At 67.1% G+C, this 21,873-nt stretch carries 22 protein-coding genes; 10 read left to right on the top strand and 12 right to left on the bottom strand.

The window, feature by feature from the left end; genetic code table 11:
* Positions 1 to 44: 44 nt before the first annotated feature.
* Both AC07O0_RS03035 and AC07O0_RS03030 read right to left on the bottom strand, forming a co-directional pair.
* A complete protein-coding gene (locus AC07O0_RS03035; RefSeq protein ID WP_494619911.1) occupies positions 45 to 1,544 on the bottom strand; it encodes a DEAD/DEAH box helicase in 1,500 nt (499 codons plus the stop codon).
* Positions 1,545 to 1,740: 196 nt separating this feature from the next.
* Positions 1,741 to 1,950, bottom strand: a complete 210-nt coding sequence (locus AC07O0_RS03030; protein WP_092155501.1) for a cold-shock protein — start codon at positions 1,948 to 1,950, stop codon at positions 1,741 to 1,743.
* Between the two features lie 290 nt (positions 1,951 to 2,240).
* On the opposite strand from AC07O0_RS03030, the gene AC07O0_RS03025 reads away from it, so the two are divergent.
* On the top strand, positions 2,241 to 2,735 hold the full coding sequence (locus tag AC07O0_RS03025) for a GFA family protein (RefSeq protein ID WP_494619909.1): 495 nt from the start codon (positions 2,241 to 2,243) through the stop codon (positions 2,733 to 2,735).
* Between the two features lie 26 nt (positions 2,736 to 2,761).
* On the opposite strand, the gene AC07O0_RS03020 is transcribed toward AC07O0_RS03025, so the two are convergent.
* The 3 genes from AC07O0_RS03020 to ppdK all read right to left on the bottom strand — a co-directional run bounded on the left by AC07O0_RS03020 (position 2,762) and on the right by ppdK (position 7,198).
* On the bottom strand, positions 2,762 to 3,682 hold the full coding sequence (locus AC07O0_RS03020) for an endonuclease/exonuclease/phosphatase family protein (RefSeq protein WP_494619908.1): 921 nt from the start codon (positions 3,680 to 3,682) through the stop codon (positions 2,762 to 2,764).
* A gap of 4 nt (positions 3,683 to 3,686) precedes the next feature.
* Entirely contained in the window at positions 3,687 to 4,430 is a 744-nt protein-coding gene (locus AC07O0_RS03015) for an HAD family hydrolase (protein WP_494619906.1), read from the bottom strand.
* An 83-nt stretch (positions 4,431 to 4,513) separates the two neighbouring features.
* On the bottom strand, positions 4,514 to 7,198 hold the full coding sequence (gene ppdK / locus AC07O0_RS03010; protein ID WP_494619904.1) for a pyruvate, phosphate dikinase: 2,685 nt from the start codon (positions 7,196 to 7,198) through the stop codon (positions 4,514 to 4,516).
* A 306-nt stretch (positions 7,199 to 7,504) separates the two neighbouring features.
* Between ppdK and AC07O0_RS03005 the strand changes: the two genes are divergently transcribed.
* On the top strand, positions 7,505 to 8,650 hold the full coding sequence (locus AC07O0_RS03005; RefSeq protein WP_494619902.1) for an alpha-hydroxy acid oxidase: 1,146 nt from the start codon (positions 7,505 to 7,507) through the stop codon (positions 8,648 to 8,650).
* 14 nt (positions 8,651 to 8,664) lie between these two features.
* Here the strand turns inward: AC07O0_RS03005 and AC07O0_RS03000 are convergent, their stop codons facing one another.
* Together AC07O0_RS03000 and AC07O0_RS02995 are read right to left on the bottom strand one after the other, a co-directional pair.
* Positions 8,665 to 9,267, bottom strand: coding sequence for a hypothetical protein (locus AC07O0_RS03000; RefSeq protein WP_494619900.1), 603 nt, complete (start codon positions 9,265 to 9,267; stop codon positions 8,665 to 8,667).
* Positions 9,219 to 9,716 (bottom strand): YcgN family cysteine cluster protein, encoded by a 498-nt coding sequence (locus AC07O0_RS02995; RefSeq protein ID WP_494619898.1) that lies wholly within the window; start codon positions 9,714 to 9,716, stop codon positions 9,219 to 9,221. Before AC07O0_RS02995 ends, AC07O0_RS03000 begins: the two co-directional genes overlap by 49 nt.
* A 183-nt stretch (positions 9,717 to 9,899) precedes the next feature.
* Here AC07O0_RS02995 and AC07O0_RS02990 point away from each other — a divergent pair, with 183 nt between their 5' ends.
* The 7 genes from AC07O0_RS02990 (at position 9,900) to AC07O0_RS02960 (ending at position 17,371) form a co-directional block, all read left to right on the top strand.
* Entirely contained in the window at positions 9,900 to 11,042 is a 1,143-nt protein-coding gene (locus AC07O0_RS02990; protein ID WP_494619896.1) for an ABC transporter substrate-binding protein, read from the top strand.
* A gap of 29 nt (positions 11,043 to 11,071) precedes the next feature.
* The gene (locus AC07O0_RS02985; protein ID WP_494620654.1) at positions 11,072 to 12,142 is read left to right on the top strand and encodes a FecCD family ABC transporter permease; all 1,071 of its coding nucleotides are present in this window, start codon (positions 11,072 to 11,074) and stop codon (positions 12,140 to 12,142) included.
* Positions 12,139 to 12,936: an ABC transporter ATP-binding protein gene (locus tag AC07O0_RS02980; RefSeq protein ID WP_494620652.1), complete on the top strand. Its 798-nt coding sequence runs from the start codon at positions 12,139 to 12,141 to the stop codon at positions 12,934 to 12,936. The genes AC07O0_RS02985 and AC07O0_RS02980 overlap by 4 nt, the downstream gene beginning before the upstream one ends.
* A 31-nt stretch (positions 12,937 to 12,967) precedes the next feature.
* Positions 12,968 to 13,750: a class I SAM-dependent methyltransferase gene (locus AC07O0_RS02975; RefSeq protein ID WP_494619894.1), complete on the top strand. Its 783-nt coding sequence runs from the start codon at positions 12,968 to 12,970 to the stop codon at positions 13,748 to 13,750.
* Between the two features lie 162 nt (positions 13,751 to 13,912).
* The gene (locus AC07O0_RS02970) at positions 13,913 to 16,120 is read left to right on the top strand and encodes a transglycosylase domain-containing protein (protein ID WP_494619892.1); all 2,208 of its coding nucleotides are present in this window, start codon (positions 13,913 to 13,915) and stop codon (positions 16,118 to 16,120) included.
* Positions 16,121 to 16,151: 31 nt separating this feature from the next.
* Positions 16,152 to 16,727, top strand: a complete 576-nt coding sequence (locus AC07O0_RS02965; protein WP_494619890.1) for a DUF1214 domain-containing protein — start codon at positions 16,152 to 16,154, stop codon at positions 16,725 to 16,727.
* Complete coding sequence (locus AC07O0_RS02960) at positions 16,724 to 17,371, top strand: hypothetical protein (protein WP_494619888.1); 648 nt, start codon at positions 16,724 to 16,726, stop codon at positions 17,369 to 17,371. Before AC07O0_RS02965 ends, AC07O0_RS02960 begins: the two co-directional genes overlap by 4 nt.
* Positions 17,372 to 17,398: 27 nt before the next feature.
* On the opposite strand, the gene corA is transcribed toward AC07O0_RS02960, so the two are convergent.
* From corA to AC07O0_RS02945, 3 genes are all read right to left on the bottom strand, one after another.
* Positions 17,399 to 18,454, bottom strand: coding sequence for a magnesium/cobalt transporter CorA (gene corA, locus AC07O0_RS02955; protein ID WP_494619886.1), 1,056 nt, complete (start codon positions 18,452 to 18,454; stop codon positions 17,399 to 17,401).
* 105 nt (positions 18,455 to 18,559) lie between these two features.
* Positions 18,560 to 19,357, bottom strand: coding sequence for a hypothetical protein (locus AC07O0_RS02950; RefSeq protein ID WP_494619884.1), 798 nt, complete (start codon positions 19,355 to 19,357; stop codon positions 18,560 to 18,562).
* 75 nt (positions 19,358 to 19,432) lie between these two features.
* Positions 19,433 to 19,633, bottom strand: coding sequence for a hypothetical protein (locus AC07O0_RS02945; protein ID WP_494619882.1), 201 nt, complete (start codon positions 19,631 to 19,633; stop codon positions 19,433 to 19,435).
* 181 nt (positions 19,634 to 19,814) lie between these two features.
* On the opposite strand from AC07O0_RS02945, the gene AC07O0_RS02940 reads away from it, so the two are divergent.
* Positions 19,815 to 20,939: a DUF2336 domain-containing protein gene (locus tag AC07O0_RS02940; RefSeq protein WP_494619880.1), complete on the top strand. Its 1,125-nt coding sequence runs from the start codon at positions 19,815 to 19,817 to the stop codon at positions 20,937 to 20,939.
* Positions 20,940 to 20,942: 3 nt separating this feature from the next.
* On the opposite strand, the gene AC07O0_RS02935 is transcribed toward AC07O0_RS02940, so the two are convergent.
* Together AC07O0_RS02935 and AC07O0_RS02930 are read right to left on the bottom strand one after the other, a co-directional pair.
* Positions 20,943 to 21,278: a DUF1491 family protein gene (locus AC07O0_RS02935; RefSeq protein ID WP_494619878.1), complete on the bottom strand. Its 336-nt coding sequence runs from the start codon at positions 21,276 to 21,278 to the stop codon at positions 20,943 to 20,945.
* A 34-nt stretch (positions 21,279 to 21,312) separates the two neighbouring features.
* Positions 21,313 to 21,858 (bottom strand): hypothetical protein, encoded by a 546-nt coding sequence (locus AC07O0_RS02930; protein ID WP_494619876.1) that lies wholly within the window; start codon positions 21,856 to 21,858, stop codon positions 21,313 to 21,315.
* Between the last annotated feature and the right edge of the window lie 15 nt (positions 21,859 to 21,873).

Here is a 21,873-nt window from a genome sequence, read left to right as displayed (position 1 = left end):
GGGGCCAGGCCGGATGGGCCTAGCCCCAGCGGTTGCGGTGCCTGTCAGTTCGGGCGCCGCCCGCCGCCGCCGGTGCGTCGTTGTCCCGTTCTTTGCTGCAAGAACGCGACGCCGCCAAGCCCTTCCTTGCCGGAAGCCGCGTCTTTTCGTGCACCGCCCCCATCCTGGCGCTGGGCCGGACGCTCATGACGCTGCTGCTCCGGACGAGCCTGATGCGGGCGCGACTGGTTCGGACGGGACTGCTCGCGATGCGGCTGGCCCTGACGCTCGCCCTGCTCCGGGCGCTGGCCATTGCGGCCCTGCGCGCCCCGGCCGTCGCGGCGCTGACCCTGACCCGGCTGCTGTCCGTTCTGCGGACGCCCCTGACCGCGGCCGCCACGATTCTGCGGCGGCTTCTTCGGGGTGCGGCCGTCCCAATGCGGCACGTCACCGACCGGGGTGAGTGCGATCTTGGTCAGCTTCTCGATCGCGGCGAGATCGCCGCGCTCTTCCGGCGTGCAGAAGGCGATGGCGAGGCCCGACGCCCCGGCGCGCGCGGTGCGGCCGATGCGGTGGACATAGGTCTCTGGCACGTTCGGCAGGTCGAAATTGACGACATGGCTGATGCCGTCGACATCGATGCCGCGCGCGGCGATGTCGGTCGCGACCAGGATGCGCAGCTCGCCGTCACGGAAGGCTCCGAGGGCGCGCTCGCGCTGGCCCTGGCTCTTGTTGCCGTGGATCGCAGCCGACTTGATGCCGGACTGCTCGAGCTGGCGCACGACCTTGTCGGCGCCGTGCTTGGTACGGGTGAAGACGATGGCACGCTCCATCTCGGGAACGCTCAAGGTCTTCGCAAGCAGTGCCGGCTTCTGACCAGCTTCCGTGAAGATGACGCGCTGGTCGACCTTCTCCGCCGTGGTGGCGACAGGCGCGACCGCGACCTCGACCGGGTCGGTCAGATAGGCCTGGGCGATCTCGCGGATCGCCTTCGGCATGGTCGCCGAGAACAGCAGCGTCTGGCGCTGCTTCGGAATCAGCGTCGCGATCTTGCGCAGCGCGTGGATGAAGCCGAGGTCCAGCATCTGGTCGGCTTCGTCCAGCACCAGGAACTCGATCTCGCGCAGCGAGACGGCACGCTGGTCGACGAGGTCGAGCAGGCGGCCGGGCGTGGCGACGAGGATGTCGACATGCTGGCCGAGCGCGCGGATCTGCTTGCCGACCGGCACGCCGCCGAAGATCACCGTCGACTTCAGCGAGGTGAACTGGGCGTAGTTGCGGATGCTCGCCTCGATCTGCGCCGAGAGCTCGCGCGTCGGCGACAGGATCAGGGCGCGCACCGAGCGCGGCTGCATGCGCCGCGGCTGGTTCAGCAGCCGGTGCAGCATGGGCAGGGAGAAGGCGGCGGTCTTGCCGGTGCCGGTCTGGGCGGCTCCGAGCAGGTCACGGCCATCGCGAATGGAAGGGATCGCCTGCGCCTGGATCGGCGTGGGCGTCTCATAACCTTCGGCGGCGAGCGCTTTGAGGAGCGGCTCGGCCAGGCCGAGGTCGGTAAATTTGGTCAAATCAGGTCTTTCTGAACCGGACGACATGGGGCGCACGTGGTGAACGGAAGCGCCTCGGCATGTGAACGCGGTCTACGCATGGTCTCTTTCCGCCCGGCGAACCGCTAGCCACTGCGCCGGGGGATGTCGTGTGTCGCAGGCCCGAAGGCCCGCGTCTGAAACGGGCGGACACGGATGGTCCGCCCGAAAGGCGTCTTCAGCCGGCGACGAGGTTGCCAGCCGAGGACTTGCCGGTCTTGCGATCGGCGATCAGCTCGTAGGAGACGACCTGACCTTCGCGCAGCTCGCGCAGGCCGGCGCGCTCGACGGCGCTGATGTGGACGAAAACGTCCGGGCCGCCAGCTTCAGGGGTGATGAAGCCGTAGCCCTTGGTGGCGTTGAACCACTTGACGGTGCCCTTGTTCATAACGGGACTAATCCTTGCACTTCAGATCCGCGTATTCGTGGAACCCATGACCGGACGCGCGGACGCCTTGCCATGGCCTTGTATCGACGTGTGGTGGATCTGAAGTGGCCCGCCGGTCGGAATACCCGCGCGGAGGATTGGCCAGAACCGGCCGCATCTCGTCTTACATCGGTGGAGCTAGCATAAATTGCAAGCTCGGTCCAGCAGAGCGGGTTTTCGCCTCCTTTGCGACAGGTTGAACAACCACGCCTCCGGCTGGTTGTCGTCAGACGATTGTCGGGAGGCGAACGATGCCGATCACGCTAAAAGGGTCCTGTCGCTGCGGCAAGGTGAGCTTCACAGCCGAGAGTCACACGCCGGTACCCTACCAGCTCTGCTACTGTTCGATCTGCCGCAAGACCGCCGGTGGCGGCGGCTTCGCCATCAACATCATGGCGGATGCGGCCACGCTCAAGGTCAAAGGCGAAGATTCGATCGGCGTCTTCCATGCCGAGATTTGCGACGATTCCGGCACCTGCGAGACGTCGCGCGGCGAACGGCGCTTCTGCAAGGGTTGCGGCACGGCGCTATGGGTGTTCGATCCGGCCTGGCCAGAACTCATCCATCCCTTTGCCTCGGTGATCGATAGCGAGTTGCCGAAAGCAGACGAGAAGACCCATCTGCTGCTCCGCTTCAAGGCGGGCTGGGTCGAACCCGATATCGGCCCTCGCGACCAGCACTTCGACGACTACCCGCAGGAATCGATCGAGGAATGGCATCGCAAGCGCGGGCTATGGATCGACTGAGGCGGGCACGCGCTGCGCACGAGCCGTCAATCGAGCGCGATATCGAAGGTCAGCGGATAATGATCCGAGCCATAGCTACCGGTGCCATGGTGCACATTGACCGCTTTGACCTCAGGGCTGGCCAGCAGATTGTCGAGCAAGACGACAGGCACGAAACGGTCAGCGGGCCACGACGCACCGAGGGTCGCATGGCGGCGCAAACCCGTCCGCAGCGCCAGACTGTTGAGCTTGAGTGAGAAAGGGGTGAGGTTGAAATCGCCGACCAGTACCTGTGTGTCTTGCGCCTTGCGCAGGCGCTCGGCGAGCCAATCGATGTGATCGACCTGCATCTCCGGCTGAAACGGGTAGGCCAGATGCAGGCCTGTGATCACATAGGGCTTGTTCGCTCCAGCAAAGCGCGCCCAGACAATGGGTGGACTCGAGCGGGTACGATCTGAGAACCCCGCGTCGAGCCAAGGCGCCTTCGACAGCAGGACCAGCCCGCAATTGCGCCGGGCACAAGACATGACATGGGGGTACTTGTCCCTGAGCGGCGGGACGATCGCCTGTTCGAGCTTGCTGCCGACCTCCTGCAGCACGACAACGTCGGCATCCTCCTCGCGCAGGAAGCCGACGACGGCGTGCGGCTCACGATTGCCGATCCAGACATTGAACGTGGTCACGCGCAGCGTCGGCCGCGCCGACGACGATGCCCGGGACATGAGCGGCAAGGCCGCCAACATCACATTGGCGACCAGCACCGCCACGCCGAGGCGGAAAAGCACTCGGCCACCTGTCCAGAATGCCGCCAAAGCCACGAGGGCTGAGCCGGCGAGCAGCAGCCACCTGAAGTGATTGATCAGCTCCAGATAGGGGAAGAGCCACGCCATTGCGCCAAGCGCGGTGGCAAGCAGGGCCGCCGCGACGGCCAGGGCAGCGACAAATCCAGTGAAGCGACGAAGCCTCATCGCATCAAGCGTCGATGTCGCGGAGCACGGCCGCCAGCCCTGCGAGATCGGGCAGTGCCCGATAGCGCGCGTGCCCGGTCGGCTCCTCGGCATGCTCAAGCGCCCAGGTCAGCTCATGCGGCACATGCACGGCCCAGGCGCCGGCAGCGAGCGCCGGGACGATGTCGGATTTCAGCGAATTGCCGACCATCATCGCCCGCCCCGGCCCGTCGCCGTGGCGGGCGAACAGGCGTCGATAGGTCTCCGCGCTCTTGTCGCTGACGATCTCGACCGCGTCGAAGAAGTCGCCGAGGCCGGACTGCGCCAGCTTGCGCTCCTGGTCGAAGAGGTCGCCCTTGGTGATCAGCACCAGCCGGTAGCGGCCGGCGAGCGCGGCGAGCGTGTCCTGCGCATGCGGCAGCGTCTCGACCGGGTGGGTCAGCATCTCGCGGCCGGCTGCGAGAATTTCGCCGATCACCGCCGGCGGGACCTGGCCGCGGGTGATCTCGAGCGCCGTCTCGATCATCGAGAGCGTGAAGCCCTTGATGCCGAAACCGTAGAAGGAAAGGTTGCGCTTCTCGGCCTCCAGCAGCTTGCCGGAGATCTCGGCCGCCTCGCCATGCTCGCCGAGCAGCGCGACGAACCGGTCTTCCGTCAGCCGGAAGAATTGCTCGTTCTGCCAGAGCGTGTCGTCGGCATCGAAGCCGATGGTGGTGAGGTTTACGGGCACGGCCACCTCGTCATGGTCGGGCTTATCCCGACCATCCACGCCTTCCTTGATCGAGCGCGGTGTTCAAGACGTGGATGCTCGCCACAAGGGCGAGCATGACGGCTTGTTTCCCGCGTGCAGCCTCACGCGTCCTTGGCCTTGATCGCCCCCAGCGCCGCCTGCGCAGCGGCGAGGCGCGCGATCGGCACACGGAAGGGCGAGCAGGAGACGTAGTCCAGCCCGACGCTCTCGCAGAAGCCGATCGAGGCCGGGTCGCCGCCATGCTCGCCGCAGATGCCGAGCTTGATATTGGGACGCGCCTTGCGGCCACGCTCGACGGCGATCCTGACCAGCTCGCCGACGCCGTCCTGGTCGATCGTCACGAACGGATCGGATTCGAGCAGGCCGCGGGCCGTGTAGGACCCGAGGAAGGAGCCGGCATCGTCGCGGCTGATGCCGAGCGCGGTCTGGGTCAGGTCGTTGGTGCCGAAGGAGAAGAATTCGGCGCTTTGCGCGATCTCCTCCGCCCGCAGCGCGGCGCGCGGCAGTTCGATCATGGTGCCGACCTGATAGGTCAGTTCGCTGCCGCTCTCCTTGCGGACCGCCTCGGCCATCGCATCGATCCGGGCCTTGACCAGGTCGAGCTCGGGCGCGCCCATGACGAGCGGCACCATCACCTCCGGGATGACCGGATGGCCGGTCTCCTTGGCTGCGATCACGGCCGCCTCGAAGATGGCCCTCGCCTGCATTTCGGCGATCTCGGGATAGGCGACGGCGAGACGCACGCCGCGGAAGCCGAGCATCGGGTTGACCTCGTGCAGCTCGGCAGCGCGGCGCTTCAGCTTGTCCGAGGTCGTGCCCATCGCCGAAGCGACCTCGGCGATCTCGTCATCGGTCTGTGGCAGGAACTCATGCAGCGGCGGATCGAGCAGGCGGATCGTCACCGGCAGGCCCTGCATGATGGTGAAGAGCTCGACGAAGTCCTGGCGCTGCATCGGCAGGAGCTTGGCGAGCGCAGCGCGCCTGCCCTTCTCGTCCTCGGCCAGGATCATCTCGCGCACGGAGAGGATGCGGCCGGCATCAAAGAACATGTGCTCGGTACGGCTGAGGCCGATGCCCTCGGCACCGAACTCGCGCGCCGTCTTGGCGTCGCGCGGGGTCTCAGCATTGGCGCGAATCTTCAGGCGGCGGACCTTGTCGGCCCAGCCCATCAGCGTGCGGAAATCGCCGGAGAGTTCGGGCTGCTGCATCTTGACCTCGCCGAGCAGCACCTGGCCGTTGCTGCCGTCGATGGTGACGAAGTCGCCGGCCTTCAGCGTGGTCGGCCCGACGGTCATCGTGCCCTTGGCGTAGTCGACGCGGATCTGGCCGGCGCCGGAGACGCAGGGCTTGCCCATGCCGCGCGCCACGACCGCGGCATGCGAGGTCATGCCGCCGCGCGTGGTCAGGATGCCCTCGGCAGCGTGCATGCCGTGAATGTCCTCAGGCGAGGTCTCGACGCGGACGAGGATGACCTTCTTGCCGGCCTTCTTGCCGGCCTCGGCAGCCTCCGAGGTGAAGACGATCTCGCCGGCGGCGGCGCCGGGCGAGGCCGGCAGGCCGGCGGTCAGCACGCGGCGCTCGGCCTTGGTGTCGATCGTCGGATGCAGCAGCTGGTCGAGCGCGCCTGGCTCGACGCGGCCGACCGCCTCCTGCTCGCTGATCAGGCCCTCGCGCGCGAGCTCGACCGCGATCCTGAGCGCCGCCTTGGCGGTGCGCTTGCCGGAGCGGGTCTGCAGCATCCAGAGCTTGCCCTCCTGGATGGTGAACTCCATGTCCTGCATGTCGCGATAGTGCTTCTCGAGGATGCCGTAGATGCGGCAGAGCTCGGCATAGGCCTCCGGCATCGCCTTCTCCATCGAAGGCTTGTCGGAGCCGGCAGCGGCCTTGGCCACCTCGGTGATGTCCTGCGGGGTGCGGATGCCGGCGACCACGTCCTCGCCCTGGGCGTTGATCAGGAACTCGCCATAGAGCGCGTTCTCGCCGGTCGAGGGATTGCGGGTGAAGGCGACGCCGGTCGCGGAGGTCTCGCCCATATTGCCGAAGACCATCGACTGGACGTTGACCGCCGTGCCCCAGGAGGCCGGGATGCTGTTGAGCTCGCGATACTTGATGGCGCGGGCGTTCATCCAGGAGGAAAAGACGGCGCCGACCGCGCCCCAGAGCTGCTCCTGCGGATCTTGCGGGAAGTCGGAGCCGAGCTCCTTCTTCACGATCTCCTTGTACTTGCCGACCAGCACCTTCCAGTCGTCGGCCGAGAGGTCGGTGTCGAGATTGAGACCCTTGCGCTCCTTGTAGTCCTCGAGCGCCTCCTCGAAATGGCCGTGATCGACGTCGAGCACGACGTTCGAGTACATGGTGATGAAGCGGCGATAGCTGTCATAGGCAAAACGGGCATCGCCCGAGGCCTTAGCGACCGCCTCGACGGTGATGTCGTTGAGACCAAGATTAAGGACGGTGTCCATCATGCCCGGCATCGAGGCGCGGGCGCCGGAGCGGACCGAGACGAGCAGCGGATTGGCCGGGTCGCCGAAGGTCTTAGCCGTGAGCTTGGCCATGCCGGCGAGCGCCGCCTTGACCTCAGCCTCGAGTGCGGCCGGAAAGCTCTTGCCGTTGTCGTAATACCAGGTGCAGACCTCGGTGGTGATGGTAAAGCCTGGAGGCACCGGAAGTCCCAGATTGCTCATCTCGGCCAGGTTCGCGCCCTTGCCGCCGAGCAGGTTCTTCATGCCCGCCTCGCCTTCGGCCTTGCCATCGCCGAAGGTGTAGACCCACTTCTCGCCTGCCATAGCCTGCCTTTCCCAACGTTGGTGACCGGCACTGAACGCCGGCGCGCCCGTATGGTTTCGCATCTGCGATGCCGCTTGCTGCTGCGCACCCGTGCGGCGTGGTCATGCCGAAAACCGGATGAACAATCAATGATCATGCGGCAGCGCCAACGCGCCGCCCGGCAATCCCAGGCCGCGCAGAGACCGGCGGCGCAATATGGCCAAGGTCGGCGCGCGGCGATAGGGTGCCGTTCCCGCCTTTCAGCGGCGGCGCCGACCCAATGGTTGCCAGCGCCGTCCCTTTCCAGAACGACGCCGAAGCGACCGATGCGCCTGAACGACTGCCACAACTTCCATGACTTCCGCACTTTGGCGAGACGGAAGCTGCCGGGCCCGATCTTCAACTATATCGACGGCGCAGCGGATGACGAAGTCACCCATCGGCGGAACTCCGAGAGCTTCGAGCTCTGCGACCTCGTTCCCAACGTGCTGCGCGGGGTCAGCAGCGTCGATACCTCCGTCACCGTGATGGGCCAGACGCTCGCCGTGCCGTTCTACTGCTCCCCGACAGCCCTGCAGCGCCTTTTCCACCATCAGGGCGAGCGTGCGGTCGCTGCGGCAGCGGCGCGCTATGGCACCATGTTCGGCGTCTCCTCGCTCGGCACCGTCAGCCTGGAGGAGCTGCGCAAGACCCATAGTGGCCCGCAGGTCTACCAGTTCTACTTCCACAAGGATCGCGGCCTGAACCGGGCGATGATGGAGCGCGCCAAGGGCGCCGGCGTCAACGTGATGATGCTGACCGTCGACAGCATCACCGGCGGCAACCGCGAGCGCGACCTGCGCACCGGCTTCTCGATCCCGTTCCGGCTCAACCTCTCCGGCGTGACGCAGTTCGCGATCAAGCCGCGATGGGCGCTGAACTACCTCACCCATGAGAAATTCAGCCTGCCGCAGCTCGACCAGCACGTGGACATGGGTGGCGGCGCGATCTCGATCAGCCGCTATTTCACCGAGATGCTCGACCCGGCGATGACCTGGGACGACGTCGCCGAGATGGTCAGGCTCTGGTCCGGGCAGTTCTGCCTGAAAGGCATCATGTCGGTCGCCGACGCCAGGCGCGCCGTCGAGATCGGCTGCACCGGTATCATCCTCTCCAACCATGGCGGCCGGCAGCTCGACGGCTCGCGCGCAGCCTTCGACCAGCTCGCCGAGATCGTCGATGCGGTCGGCGATCGTATCGACGTGATCATGGATGGCGGCATCCAGCGCGGCACGCATGTGCTGAAGGCCCTGTCGCTCGGCGCCAAGGCTGTCGGCGTCGGGCGTTATTATCTCTACCCGCTCGCGGCGGCCGGGCAGCCGGGCGTGGAACGTGCCCTCGGCCAGCTCAAGACAGAGGTCGAGCGCGGCATGAAGCTGATGGGCGTCACCAGTCTCGACCAGCTGTCACGCGAGAATTTGCGGTTCCGATAGCGGTGCCTCGCCCCTTATTGTTCGTCATCTTCTTCGAGAGGGCTGTAGCGCCAGTCGAACGCACCAAGCACGTCGCGCGCCTGCTGGTCCAACTCGGCTCGATAGTGATGCTCGTGCGGAAATGGAATGATGGGCTCGCCCGGCGTGAAGCCCAAACGACGTAGTGCGCCTTCATAAGCGGCGACAGGCCCGTAAGCGAATATCATATCGTGCCTATCCCAGACGACGGTCGCGTGATCCGCTGGCGAATGCAGCCAGAGGTCGAAGCGTCCATCGCCACGCAAAAGATCGCTGAAGCGTTCAAGGAATGCCGCAACCTGGGAGGGGGAAATGGCGGGACTTTGGTACCGCCCACCATCTCCCTCGCCGCGCGGCGTATGCAAGACATACAGCAGATGGAACGGGGGCTTCAGGCAGGCTATCAGATGTTTGAATACGAGCGGATCGCTCGCTGGCGCAGCCGATACCAGCCGCTCTTTCTGCACTTCATATAGAGGTGAGTGAGAATAGATCTGCCAGACGTCATCGACGAGGTGGCCTAGCCGGTACTGCATGGTGACAGGCTCTCCTAACCGGCCTTCTTGCTGCGCGCTGCCTTCGGCCAGCGCAGCGGCCAATTGACGATGCGCTCGACGATCTCCTCCTCGGCGACCTCATCCTCATTGGCGTAGACGCGGTTTCTGACAGACACCCCTGCGGCAACGACCGTCTGCGGATCGCCCGAGACGAGCGGGTGCCACCAGGGCAGGTCCCTGCCCTCACCGAGCAAACGATAGGCGCAGGTCGGCGGCAGCCAGGACAATGTCCGCACCGCATCAGGCGTCAGCGTGACGCAATCCGGGACCGTCTTCGAGCGATTGGCATAGTCATGGCAGCGGCAGGTCCCGGCATCGAACAGGCGGCAGCCGATATCGGTCGCGTGGATCCTGCCGGTATCCTCGTCCTCGAGCTTGACCAGACAGCAGCGGCCGCAGCCGTCGCAGAGCGATTCCCACTCCGCCTCGGTCATGTCCTCAAGCGTCTTGCTGCGCCAGAAGGGCGTGCTGTCGATCATCGCGTCGGCCATGGCCGCTTATGCCCCGGCGCGGCCGTGGAGGGAAGCGCGCGAGCGTCGCAGCGAGGGCAGCTGCGGCCAACAACCTTATATTCATTCTAAGCTTTGTTTAGAGGTGTTATAATCTATGAAAATTGACCGAATACTCGGATCGGCCTAACGGGAGGAAGAATTCCCTCGTTCCCGAGCTATCCGATGCTGACCCGCCGACAACTGCTGCGCGCCTTTACCGTCACCGCGGGCCTTGCGATCGCCTCCCTCCCCGCGCTGGCCGACAAGGTCACGGTCACCGACATCGTCGGGCGCAAGGTCGAGGTCGAGGCCCCGGTCAAGCGGATCATCCTCGGCGAGGGCCGGCAGATGTACTTCGTCGGCGCGCTCGACAAGGACGAGCCGTTCAGGCGCGTCGTCGGCTGGCGCGACGATCTCGGCAAGGCCGATCCCGAGACCTATCGCGCCTATGAGAAGCGCTATCCGCAGATCGCCAAGCTGCCGACCTTCGGCGGCATGAAGGAAGGCGCCTTCGACATCGAGCAGGCGATCGCACTCAAGCCCGATGTGCTCTTCCTCAACATCGAGGCCAAGATCGCCAGCGACGAGGCGAAGCTGGTCGAGAAGCTCGCCGCGGTCGGCATTCCCGTCGTCTATGTCGACTTCCGCGAAAAGCCGTTCGAGAACACCGAGCCGTCGATGCGGCTGATCGGCAAGCTCTTCGACAAGGAGCAGGTCGCCGAGGACTTCATCAAGTTCCGGGCCGAGCAGATCAAGGTCATCACGGACCGGCTCGCCAGCGCCAGGGACCTGAAGCGGCCGCTCGTCATGGTCGAGCGCGCTGGTGGCTTCTCCGACGATTGCTGCATGTCCTTCGGCAACGAGAACTTCGGCAAGATGGTCGATTTCGCCGGCGGCCGGAATCTGGCGACGCCGCTGATCCCCGGCACCTTCGGCACGGTCAACGCCGAGCAGATCGTCGCCTCCAATCCCGATGTCGTGATCGTCACCGGCAGCAACTGGGACGGCTATGTCCCCGGCGGCAACTGGGTCGGGCTCGGCTATGGCGCCAACATGACCGAGGCGCGCCGCAAGCTCACCAACCTGATGAAGCGCCCGGCCTTCACGCAGACCACGGCCGTCAAGACCGGCCAGGTCCACGGCATCTGGCACCAGTTCTACAACAGCCCCTACCAGTTCGTGGCGATCCAGGAGATCGCGAAGTGGCTGCATCCCGAGCTGTTCAAGGACGTCGACCCGAACGCGACCATGAAGACGCTGCATGAGCGCTTCCTGCCTCTACCTTACGAGCCCGGCCTGTGGGTCTCCCTCGAGACTGCCAAGTGAGCCTTGCTCCGGCCAGCGCTGACGAGATCGTGCCCCAGCAAGCCGAGGCGCCGCGAGCCGCAGCCCAGGGACGCGATGCCTATCGGGCGCTGGCGCTGCGCCGCAAGCTGATCCTCGCCGGCTTCGCCGCCGTGCTGCTGGCCTGCCTGATCGTCGACCTGATGCTCGGCCCCGCGCGCTACAGCGTCGCTGAGGTCGTCAACGCACTGATCTCGCCCTCGACCGCTCCTGCTGCGGTCAGGGTGGTGATCTGGGATATCCGCCTGCCGGTCGCGCTGATGGCCGTCGTCACCGGCGCCGCGCTCGCCATCGCCGGTGCACAAATGCAGACCGTGCTGAACAACCCGCTCGCCAGCCCGTTCACGCTCGGCATCTCGGCGGCGGCGAGCTTCGGGGCCGCGCTGGCGCTGGTCTTCGGTGTCTCCATCGTCCCGCTCGCCATCGACTATGTCGTGCCGCTCAATGCTTTCATCATGGCGATGGGCGCTTCGCTGCTGATCCATCTGCTCAGCCAGCGCCGCGGCGTCACCACCGAGACGGTGGTGCTGCTCGGCATCGCCCTGGTCTTCACCTTCAACGCCTTGCTGTCGTTGCTGCAGTTCTTCGCCTCCGAGCAGGCGCTCGGCGCGGTCGTCTTCTGGATGATGGGCTCGCTGACCAAGGCGAACTGGCACAAGCTCGCCATCACCACGGCCGTGCTCGTCGCCTGCATCCCGCTGTTCGCACGCCGCGCCTGGGCGCTGACGACATTGCGCCTCGGCGACGAGAAGGCGGCGAGCTTCGGCATCAACGTCAAGCGCCTGCGGCTCGAGACCATGCTGCTCGTCGCGCTGCTCGCGGCGGTGCCGGTCTCCTTCGTCGGTACGATCGGCTTCATCGGCCTGGTCGGCCCACATATCGCCCGCATGGTGATCGGCGAGGACCAGCGCTTCTTCCTGCCGGCCTCGGCGCTGGCCGGAGCTGCGATCCTGTCGGCCTCCTCGGTGGTCAGCAAGTCGCTGATCCCCGGCCTGATCTTCCCGATCAGCATCGTCACCGCGCTGGTCGGCGTGCCCTTCTTCTTCAGCCTGATCCTGACCAGCCGGAAACGCTCATGGTGAAGCGCCTGACGCTCAGCGATGTCGGCGTCGCCTATGGCAAGCGCCAGATCCTCTCGGGGATCACGACGCCGACGATGACGGGTGGCGAGGTCGTCGCCGTGATCGGCCCCAACGCCGCCGGCAAATCGAGCCTGTTCCGCCGCATCGCCGGACTGCTCGGTGGCGCCGGCTCGGTCCAGGTCGAAAGCTCGGCCCGCAAGTCACCCTGCTACCTGCCGCAGGACACGGCGGTGAACGCGGTCCTGACCGTCTATGAATCGATCCTGCTTGCCCGCAAACAGGGCGGCGCCTGGGGTGTCGGCGACGACGAACTCCTGGCGATCGATGAGGCCCTGCACGCGCTCGACATCGCCGATCTCGCCTTCCGTGGCCTCGGCGAGCTCTCGGGCGGCCAGCGCCAGCTCGTCTCGATCGCCCAGACGCTGGTGCGCCGGCCCGAGATCATGCTGCTCGACGAGCCGACCAGCGCGCTCGACCTGCACCGCCAGTTTGAGGTGCTCAGCCTCGTCGGCCGGCTGGCGCGCGAACGGCAGATCTGCGTGCTGATCGCGATCCACGATCTCAATCAGGCGCTGCGCATCGCCGACAAGGTGATGGTGCTGTCGCAGGGGCGGCTCGCTGCCTTCGGCGATCCGCGCGAGATCATCACGCCGGCCCTGCTGGAAGAGGTCTACGGCGTCGTCGCCCGCGTCGAGGCAAACGACGGCGAGACGCCCTTCGTCGTCGTGCATGGCTCGGCCCGCAGGCGCAGCCACGGCGAGGCGCAGCTTGCGCCCGCCCGAGCCGCGGAATAAGTCCCTTCAGCCTCCGTTTGGCGAAATGCCGATGTCCGACAGCAGCCTTCCCACTTCCGGTGCAAACTTCTCCTTGAAGGAGGAGATTCGCTCCTATTGGTCCGGGCGGGCCGCCAGCTTCGACGAGCAGGTCGGCCACGCCATCAAATCGGACGCCGAGCTCGCCGCCTTCCAGTCGTTGCTGCGCCAGTCCTTCGGCGCCGAGCCGCGCGAGGTGCTCGACCTCGCCTGCGGCACCGGCGAGATCACCCGCGCGCTGCTCTCGCTCGGCCACAAGGTCACGGGAATCGACTTCTCCGACGAGATGCTGACGCGCGCCCGCGCCAAGCATGGCGACAAGGCCCGCATCCTGGCCGGCGATGCCGAGCGCCTGCTCGACGATGACGGGACTTACGACGCTCTGGTGACGCGCCATCTGGTCTGGACGTTGACCGATCCGGAAGCCGCCTTCACCGAATGGTTCCGGGTGCTGAAGCCCGGCGGCAAGCTGCTCGTCATCGACGGCGACTGGATCAACCGCTCCTGGCTGCAGGGCCTCCTCAATCGGGCAGCAACCTTCCTTCGTGAGCGCGCCGGCGCCGCCCCGCACGGCTCCGACCGTGAGGCCTTCGACTCGATCACCAAGCGCTTCTTTTTCCGCGAGGGCCTGAGCTTCGAGCGCCTCGGCACGATGCTGCGCCAAGCCGGCTTTGCCCGTATCGAAGCGGCCGACTACGCACAGGTGGTCAAAGCGCAGCAGCGCCATGCCGCCCTGCACGATGCCCTTCGGCTGGCATCCTCGACCCGGTTCGCCCTGCTCGCGACCAAGGGCTGACCGGTTCGCAACACCGCCTTTTTTGTCGGGCACCACACCTTCGCACACTTCCGTTGCGAGCCCCGAGCCCTTACCTTCTGAGATCGGGCCAGGTCTTCGCCGGCCGGTCCGGGATACCGCGGACCTGCGTCCGCGGCAGGCTCAGGATGCCCGACCGCCGTGATGGAGTTCAGGAAAGCGAGCTGGACGACCCGTCTCAAGCGCCTCGCGCTGAGCGTCGACTCGTGGATCGACGCCTCGCTCTATTCGGCCGGGCACCGCGCCGGCGATATCTATGAGCGCATCCGCAGCATCACCGACCGGCTAACCGTCAGCGGCCCGAAGCGGCTCGCCGCCGAATTCGCCAGCGAGGGGCTGAATGTCGGCATCGCCGGCGCGATCGTGATGCTGATGCTGGCGATCCCGGCCTTTCGCGAAGGGCGCGAGGAGGCGCTGAAGAACCAGGTCTTCGCCGTCACCTTCCTCGACCGCTACGGTTCGGAGATCGGCCATCGCGGCGCCCGCCATGACGATTCGCTGAAGCTCGAGGAATTCCCGGATCACCTGCTCAAGGCCGTGCTGGCGACCGAGGACCGGCGCTTCTACGACCATTTCGGCATCGACGTGATCGGCACCTTCCGGGCGCTCACCGTCAACGCCCGCGCCTCGGGCGTGGTCCAGGGCGGTTCCTCGATCACCCAGCAATTGGCGAAGAACCTCTTCCTCAACAATGAGCGCTCGCTCGACCGCAAGATCAAGGAAGCCTTCCTGTCGCTCTGGCTGGAATACCGGCTGAGCAAGAACGAGATCCTCAAGCTCTACCTCGACCGCGCCTATATGGGCGGCGGCAGCTTCGGCGTCGCGGCGGCGGCCGACTACTATTTCGGCAAGTCGGTGAAGGATGTGAGCCTGGCGGAGGCGGCGATGCTCGCCGGCCTGTTCAAGGCTCCGAGCAAGTTCGCCCCGCACGTCAATCTGCCAGCGGCGCGGGCGCGGGCCAATGACGTGCTCAACGCCATGGTCGATGCCGGTTTCATGACGGCCGGCCAGATCGACTCCGCCAAGCGCAACCCGGCGACGCCGATCGACCGCAGGCGCGATTCCAGCCCCGACTACTATCTCGACTGGGCCTTCGACGAGATCCGCAAGCTCGCCGAGGACGGCAAGCTCGGCCCGGAGCGCGTGCTGACCGTGAAGACGCCGCACGACCCGGCGATCCAGAAGCGCGCCGACGAGGCGGTCGAATCGATCCTGCGCCAGCATGGGCCCGCCTATCGCGCCAAGCAGGCGGCAGCGGTGATCATGGATCCGGACGGGGCGGTGCGCGCCATCGTCGGTGGACGTGACTATGGCGCGAGCCAGTTCAACCGGGCGACGGCGAGCCTGCGCCAGCCGGGCTCCTCCTTCAAACCCTATGTCTACGCCGCGGCAATGAGCGCCGGGCTCTACAAGCCCACGACGGTCGTCACCGACCGCCCGGTCTGCATCGGCAACTGGTGCCCCAACAATTACGGGCGCTCCTATGCCGGCTCGATGCCGCTGACCGTGGCGCTGGCCAAATCGATCAACACGATCCCGGTGCAGATGTCGATCGCGATCGGCCGCGCCACCGGCGAGACGCACGAGGCCCGCGCCGCGCGTATCGGCCGAATGAAGATCGTCGAGACCTGCCGGGCCATGGGCCTGACCACGCCGCTGACCGATACCGTCTCGCTGCCGATCGGCGCCGGCGAGGTCACGGTCATCGAGCAAGCCGCCGGCTACGCCGTCTTCGCCAGCGGCGGCAAGCGGGCCAAGCCCTACGCCGCCTTCGATATCCGCAATTCGGCCGGCGAGGAGATCTATCGCCACGACCGCGACGAGCCGGCGCCCGCCCAGGTGCTGAGCACGCAGGTCGCCTTCGAGATGAACCAGATGCTCTCGACCGTGCCGACCGCCGGCACCGGCCGCCGCGCCGCGCTCGATGGCGTCGTCAGCGCCGGCAAGACCGGCACGACCAATGGCTACAAGGATGCCTGGTATGTCGGCTACACCGGCAATCTCGTCGGCGCGATCTGGTTCGGCAACGACGATTCCTCCGAGACCAACAACATGACGGGCGGCTCTCTGCCAGCGATGACCTGGAAGGAGATCATGGCTTTCGCCCATCAAGGTATCGAGCTGAAGCCGATCCCGGGCGTGACGCCGCAGCCGGGCGACGCCAAGGTGGCGATAGCGAAGCCGGCCGACCCGGCGGCCGGCGCCGGTGCCGGTCATATGCCGCGCAAATCCTTCGAGGTGCTCTCTTCCGTCGGCGCGATGTTCAAGGCGGTCGAGGCGCCGCGGGCCGCCCGCGCCTCCGTCCAGGCCGGGATCCGGGACGTTCCCGCCTACCGCTCCGTCATTCGCTAGGCTCTGCGCCGATGCGATCCGGGATCATTCCATGCGCGTCCTTCCGCTGGCTTATGTGATCGCACTCGGCGCTGGCCTTGGCCTCGTCTCGGCGCGCTATGCGGTAGCCGAGCGGCCCTGGTTCGGCCGGGTCCAGATCGGCGCCTGGACAAGCTGGCCGAACAGCGGCGCACGAGACATCGATCCTTATATGCGGGCCCATCTGGCCCGCGGCGTGCACCTGCCGCTCGGCGCCGGCGAAGGCCTTGAGCTGATCGCCAAGGCAGACGATGCCGGACAGGCACTCGATGCCCGTTGCCGCTATCTGGTCACCGGGGTGACACCGCCTGCACGCGGCTGGTCACTTGGCACTGCAAGTCCCGCGGGCAGTTCGCTGCAACTCGCCGCGGCGCGTGAGAGCTTCACCGACGCCGAGATCGTCCGTGGCGAGCGCGGCGGCATGCGCATCGTGCTGGCGACAACGCCCGAGGCCGGCAACTGGCTGCCCCTGCCGGCAGGCGGTCGCTTCGAGCTCCACTTGCGGCTCTACGACACGCCGATCTCGAGCCATGCCGGCGAGCTCAGGCCCGACGCCCTGCCCCGCATCATCAGGATCGACTGCCGATGAGCGCGGCGGACGAGGCGGCGATGCGCCCGGTGAACGAGCCCGCCCCAGGTGCCGGCGCCTCGCTGCGTCGCGGGCTGTCGCGGCTGGGAAGCGGCCTGCTGCGGTTGACATTGTTGACGCTGGCCGGACTGGTGCTGGCCGGCATCGTCCACATCGTCACCGTGTTGCGGGTACCCGCCCTCGCCATGCGCGATGCGGCCACCGTCTACGCGGCTCTGGGCATGAACGGCAAGGCGGAGCTGGTGACACCGCCACCGGCCGGGCTGCCGGCCATGCTCGATGCCGATCCGAACAGCGTCGCCGCTGTGTGCAGCTACGACCTCGCGACCGGGCCGCTGCGCGTGGTGGCCCGTACCGGCTCCCTGCCGGTCGGATTGACGGTGCATCGCCGCGGCGGCGGCGTCGCCTATGCGATCACCGACCGGGCGGCGATCCGCGGCGTCCTCGAATTCGTGGTGATGACGCAGGAACAGCTCGACGAGCGGCTGGCGAATGACGAGGAAGGCGAGACCTCGCGGGAGCTGCGCGTAGTCTCGCCGTCTCTGCAAGGACTCGTCGTCGTGCGGGTGGCGGTCCGGCGCGCCTTCGACCGCGGCGAGGCGGAGGCACTGGCGACCGGCGTGGCCTGCGGGTTGGCGGACTAGCGACCTGCGGATAGCCCGGGCCGCCGATCAGAGCCAGCCATTGCGCTTGAAGCGCCAGAACAGCGTCAAGCAGGCGGTGATGATGAACGCGAGGACGACGTAATAGCCGTAGTGCATCTCGAGTTCCGGCATGTTCTTGAAGTTCATGCCGTAGATGCCGGCGACCGCCGTCGGCACTGCGAGAATGGCGGCCCAGGAGGCGAGCCGCTTGGTGATCGCGTTCTCCTGGCTCTGGCCGACGAGCAGGCTCGCCTCGAAGGCGAAGGCCAGCACCTCGCGCAGGCTATCGATCTTCTCCTGCACGGTGCGGACATGGTCGGTCACGTCGCGGAACATCGCGGCGAGCGTCGGGCGCACCTGCGGCACGCTGCCATTGGTCAGGCGCTGGCAGACCTCGACGAGCGGGCCAGCCGCATTGCGCAGGCGCAGGAGGTCGCGCCTGAGCATGTAGAGCCGCTCGATGTCGGCGCGCGTCATCGGCCTGGCGAGGACCTTGTCTTCGATCTCCTCGACCTCGTCATGGATCGCCTCGAGCACCGGCATGTAGTTGTCGACGATGAAATCGAGGATCGCGTAGAGGATGAAGTCCTCGCCCTTGGCCAGCGAGGTCGGGCAGGTCTCCCAGTGCTGCCTGACCGACTTGTACGAGGTCGAGGCACCGTGGCGGACGCTGACGATGTAGCCGTGGCCGACGAAGATATGCGTCTCGCCGAAGGCGATGCGCTTGTCGACCATCTGCGCGGTGCGGGCGACGACGAAGAGCGCGTCGCCATATTGCTCGAGCTTGGGCCGCTGATGAGCGTTGGTCGCATCCTCGACCGCGAGGGGATGCAGATTGAACTGTTCCTGCACGCATTTGAGCAATGCCGGCTCAGGCTCCAGCAGTCCGATCCAGACGACATGGCCATCCTTGCGGGACCACTCGCCGGCTTCCTCGATCGGGATGTCGGCGATGCGCACGCCATGGGCATAGACGCTCGAGGCGACGATACCGGCTTCGTGACGCTGCCCCTGATCAATGGGCGGATCGCCGGAGGGCTCCACCGCTGTCGAGGCCGTGAACCTGAGATGTGCGACTGACATGAGGTCACTCCACCGATCGCCAGCTCATGATCGGCAGGCTAGACCCAACGCTGGGGCGATGGGAACCTTTTTCTCAGCAGGCGCAGGGGCTTGAACGCAGGCTCGCTAGCCCTTGTAGACCACCGGGCCACGCTCCGCCGGCGCACCGCCGCCTTTGCCGGAGAAGACGCCGATCAGCGGCAGGTTGCAGGCTGGACCCAGCTCGCTCTCCAGCGCCATGATGGCGCGCTCGGCCTTCACGCCTTCGCGTGAGGGCATCTCGACGACGAGGTTGTCGAGCGAATAGCGATAGCTCTTCAGCCGGAAGCGGGCGCGCTCGCAGACCCAGAGCATCAGCCCTTCGTTCTCGACGACGCGTTGCCAGGCCGGGTCGCGCTGCTCGGGCGGCACCTGCGGCGAAGCGTCGAGGGTCCGCAGGCGGGCGCGATCGGCATTGATGACCCGCAAGGCGTTGGCGCGGAACTGCCCAAGCAGCAACCGGTCGCCATTGGCGTCGTCGCTCAGCCGGTTGTAGCGCGAGGCCTGCGAGGCGAAGGAGCCGGAGGTCAGGGCGCGATGGTAGGAGGCGATATCGTTCGACTGCGCCTCGACAGGCAGGATGCGGGCATGGGCGAGCTTGGAGACCTCGCGATCGAAATCGCTGCGCTCATGCGCAGGCAGGACCAGCCGCCAGGCACGAGCCCGCAACTGCTCCTCATCGTCGGTCAAGTGGAACCAGGACGAGGCCTCACCGCGAAAGCGGGCGCTCCAGTCGCCGATCGCCGGTGCGATCTGGTCGGCGAAGATATTGGGGCGGGGCCGGCCGAGATCGCCGGTGGTCGAACAGCCGGCGAGCAGAAGGCAGGACAGGGCCGCTATCGCGACCGAGTGGGATACGAAAAAGTGGGAACCGGTTTTTCGCATGAATCCCACTCGAACTCTCAAACAGGGATCGCGATGATTCCAGGTCGATCCAAAATCATCCTGAACCGTCGGCTCTCAGCCCGGGCGCCTGCGCCCTGTCTCGCGTTCGCCGCGGCCGGCTGGACGCGGCCGCCGTGGCGGCTTGCTCGCAACCGGCTCGTGCTGGCGCTCGTAGCGCACGCCGGTGAAGAACAGAATCTGTCCGAACGGCCCCGCTACCGCGAGGTTCTGGCTGGAGGAGCGCCTGCGCGGCGCGAAAGGAATGACGTCTGCCATGATGCGCCTCCCTTGCTGGCGCCTGCGCCCAATTCGCAAACAACGCGGAAGCCCGGACGGCTGGTTGCACAAATCGCGCCAGCCATCCTCAAGACCATCAAGAGGCCATCATGGTTAACGCCGTGCTAACGCATCGCGGATAAGTTTCGCAAAAGTGAAATTCGCCCGACGAGAATCGCCCATGCCGTCCCGCATCGCCACAGACCTCGCCGAGCTCGCCAGGCTCGCCAGCGATGGCGGGCTCGACCTGCGCCAGGTCGCGCTGCGGGTGAAGACCGATCTCCTGCTGGCGACACCTAGCCCGTCGCCCGAGGACATGGACGCCTTCCGCGCCATGGCCGAGGCCCTGGTCCCCGTGATCGACGAGGCGACGGCGACGATCCTCGCCCGCAAGCTCGCGAGCTGGCCGCATGCGCCGCAGGAGGTGCTCGCCGCCTTGCGCGCCCGCGGAGGCGACGTGCTGGCCGCGCTGATCAGCCACGACATGCCGCTCGCCGTGGCCGAGATCGAGGAGATCGCAGCGGAGGGAGGGAACGAGGCGAGGATCGCCCTCGCCAACCGTCGTGATCTCTCCAGCAATGCCAGCATCACCCTCGCCGGGTGCAACAACGCGCAGATCGACGCCGCCTTGGCCGCCAACGCGGCGGCGCCGCTGCCGCATGCCGCGCTCGACCTGTTGCTGCCGCGCGCAATCCAGACGCCCGCCCTTGGCGCCAGCCTGCTGACGCGGACCGACCTGCCGATGTCGGAACTGACGCCGCTCTTCCTGCAGGCGAGCCTGGAAAAGCGCCTCGCCATGATCGAGGCCGCCACGGCCCACGAAGCGCTGGCGCCCTCGCCGCGACCGGCAGCGCTTCCCGGCGAACAGATCGCCGGCCTGATCGCGACGGTGCTCTCCGATCGGCCCGTCGCTTTCGCGGCGCTGGCGGATGCCTTTGGCGGCGATGCGCGCTTCGCGACGACCATGGCGAACGATCAATCGCGCCAGCTCGCAGCGCTGGCACTGATCGGCTGCGGGGCCAGCCCGGAAGATGCGACACGCTTCCTGATCGGGCTCGGCGACGATGCGGCGCGCTCGGTCGAGCGCATCTTCGCCCTGGTCGAGCTGATGCGGTCGCTGCAGCCGACGGTGGCGCGCCGGCTGGCTCAGCAGATCGGTGGGATCGCGCCGCGCAGCACCCGTTCAGGTGCTTTGCAGCCCGCCATGGCTCCGAGCGGCACGCCGGTCCGGCCAGGTGCCGAGCGGGCGCCGTCGCGCAGCATCGTTCAGGAAGTCAGGCGCAGGCTCGGCGGCAACGGCGACTGAGGACTAGCCTTCGACGATATCGAGGCGCGCATCGCCGGCACGGTTCTCGATCTCGACCAGCCAGAGATCGCTGTCGAAGCGCACTTCGCGCGCGACCCTGTCCTCGACGGCGAGCGGATCGGCGTCGAGCACGAGCTGGAAGCGCCGCTCGCCGGCCTCGTCGGCCAGCGCCTGCGGCGCCGGGCCGTAGAGCGCCGCCGTGCCATCGAGCCGGTCGAGCTTGACGAAGATCGCGCCGGCTTCGCGCGCGCCGCGCCGCCGCAGCACCGCGACGAGTCCGTCAGATGCGGCCTGGCGCAAATAGGCCGAAACCCAGAAGTCGCTGGTCAGGCGCGGCAAGGCGCGCGCTCCCGCAGTCCGCGCGACATGGCCGTCAGCGCCGCTGCCCCCGGATATCGGCCGGCGGGCGGATGTCGGCGCCGTTGATCAGGTCGGCGATCGGATCGCGCGCCGGCGGGGCGGCCGGGACCGGGCGAGCCGGAGCCTGCGCCGACTGCGTCTGCCGCGGCTGCGCGGGCGCGACCGGCGCCGGCGGGCGCGGTGCCGCTTCGCGGGCAGCCGGCGCAAGGGTGCCGGGGCGCGACGGCGGCATCACCGTCTGCTGAGCCGGGGCTGCGCTGGTCGATTCGGCGGCGGCCGGAGCTTCGACCCGGCGCTGCTCGGTCGGCCGGGCCGCCGATTGCGGCGGCGACAGCATCGGCGCGGGATGGCGACCCTTCTGGAACAGCACTGCATTCAGGACGATCAGCACCGATACGGCGGCGAAGAGCAGCACGATGAGGCCACGGCCCGGGCGGCGGACGAGCCAGCGCAGCAGCCGCGCCGGCAGCGACGGCGCCGCACGCCGGCCGGCGGGGCGTCGGACGGGCATGGACAGCGTCGCATCTGAGCGGGCACGGGCGGCGAGCGTGGCTGACATGGGTCTTGAACTCTC

Source organism: Allobosea sp. GW821-FHT10B12 (assembly GCF_059415545.1).
Note: the sequence above shows the minus strand (reverse complement) of the source record. Positions and strands in the feature narration are given on the sequence as shown.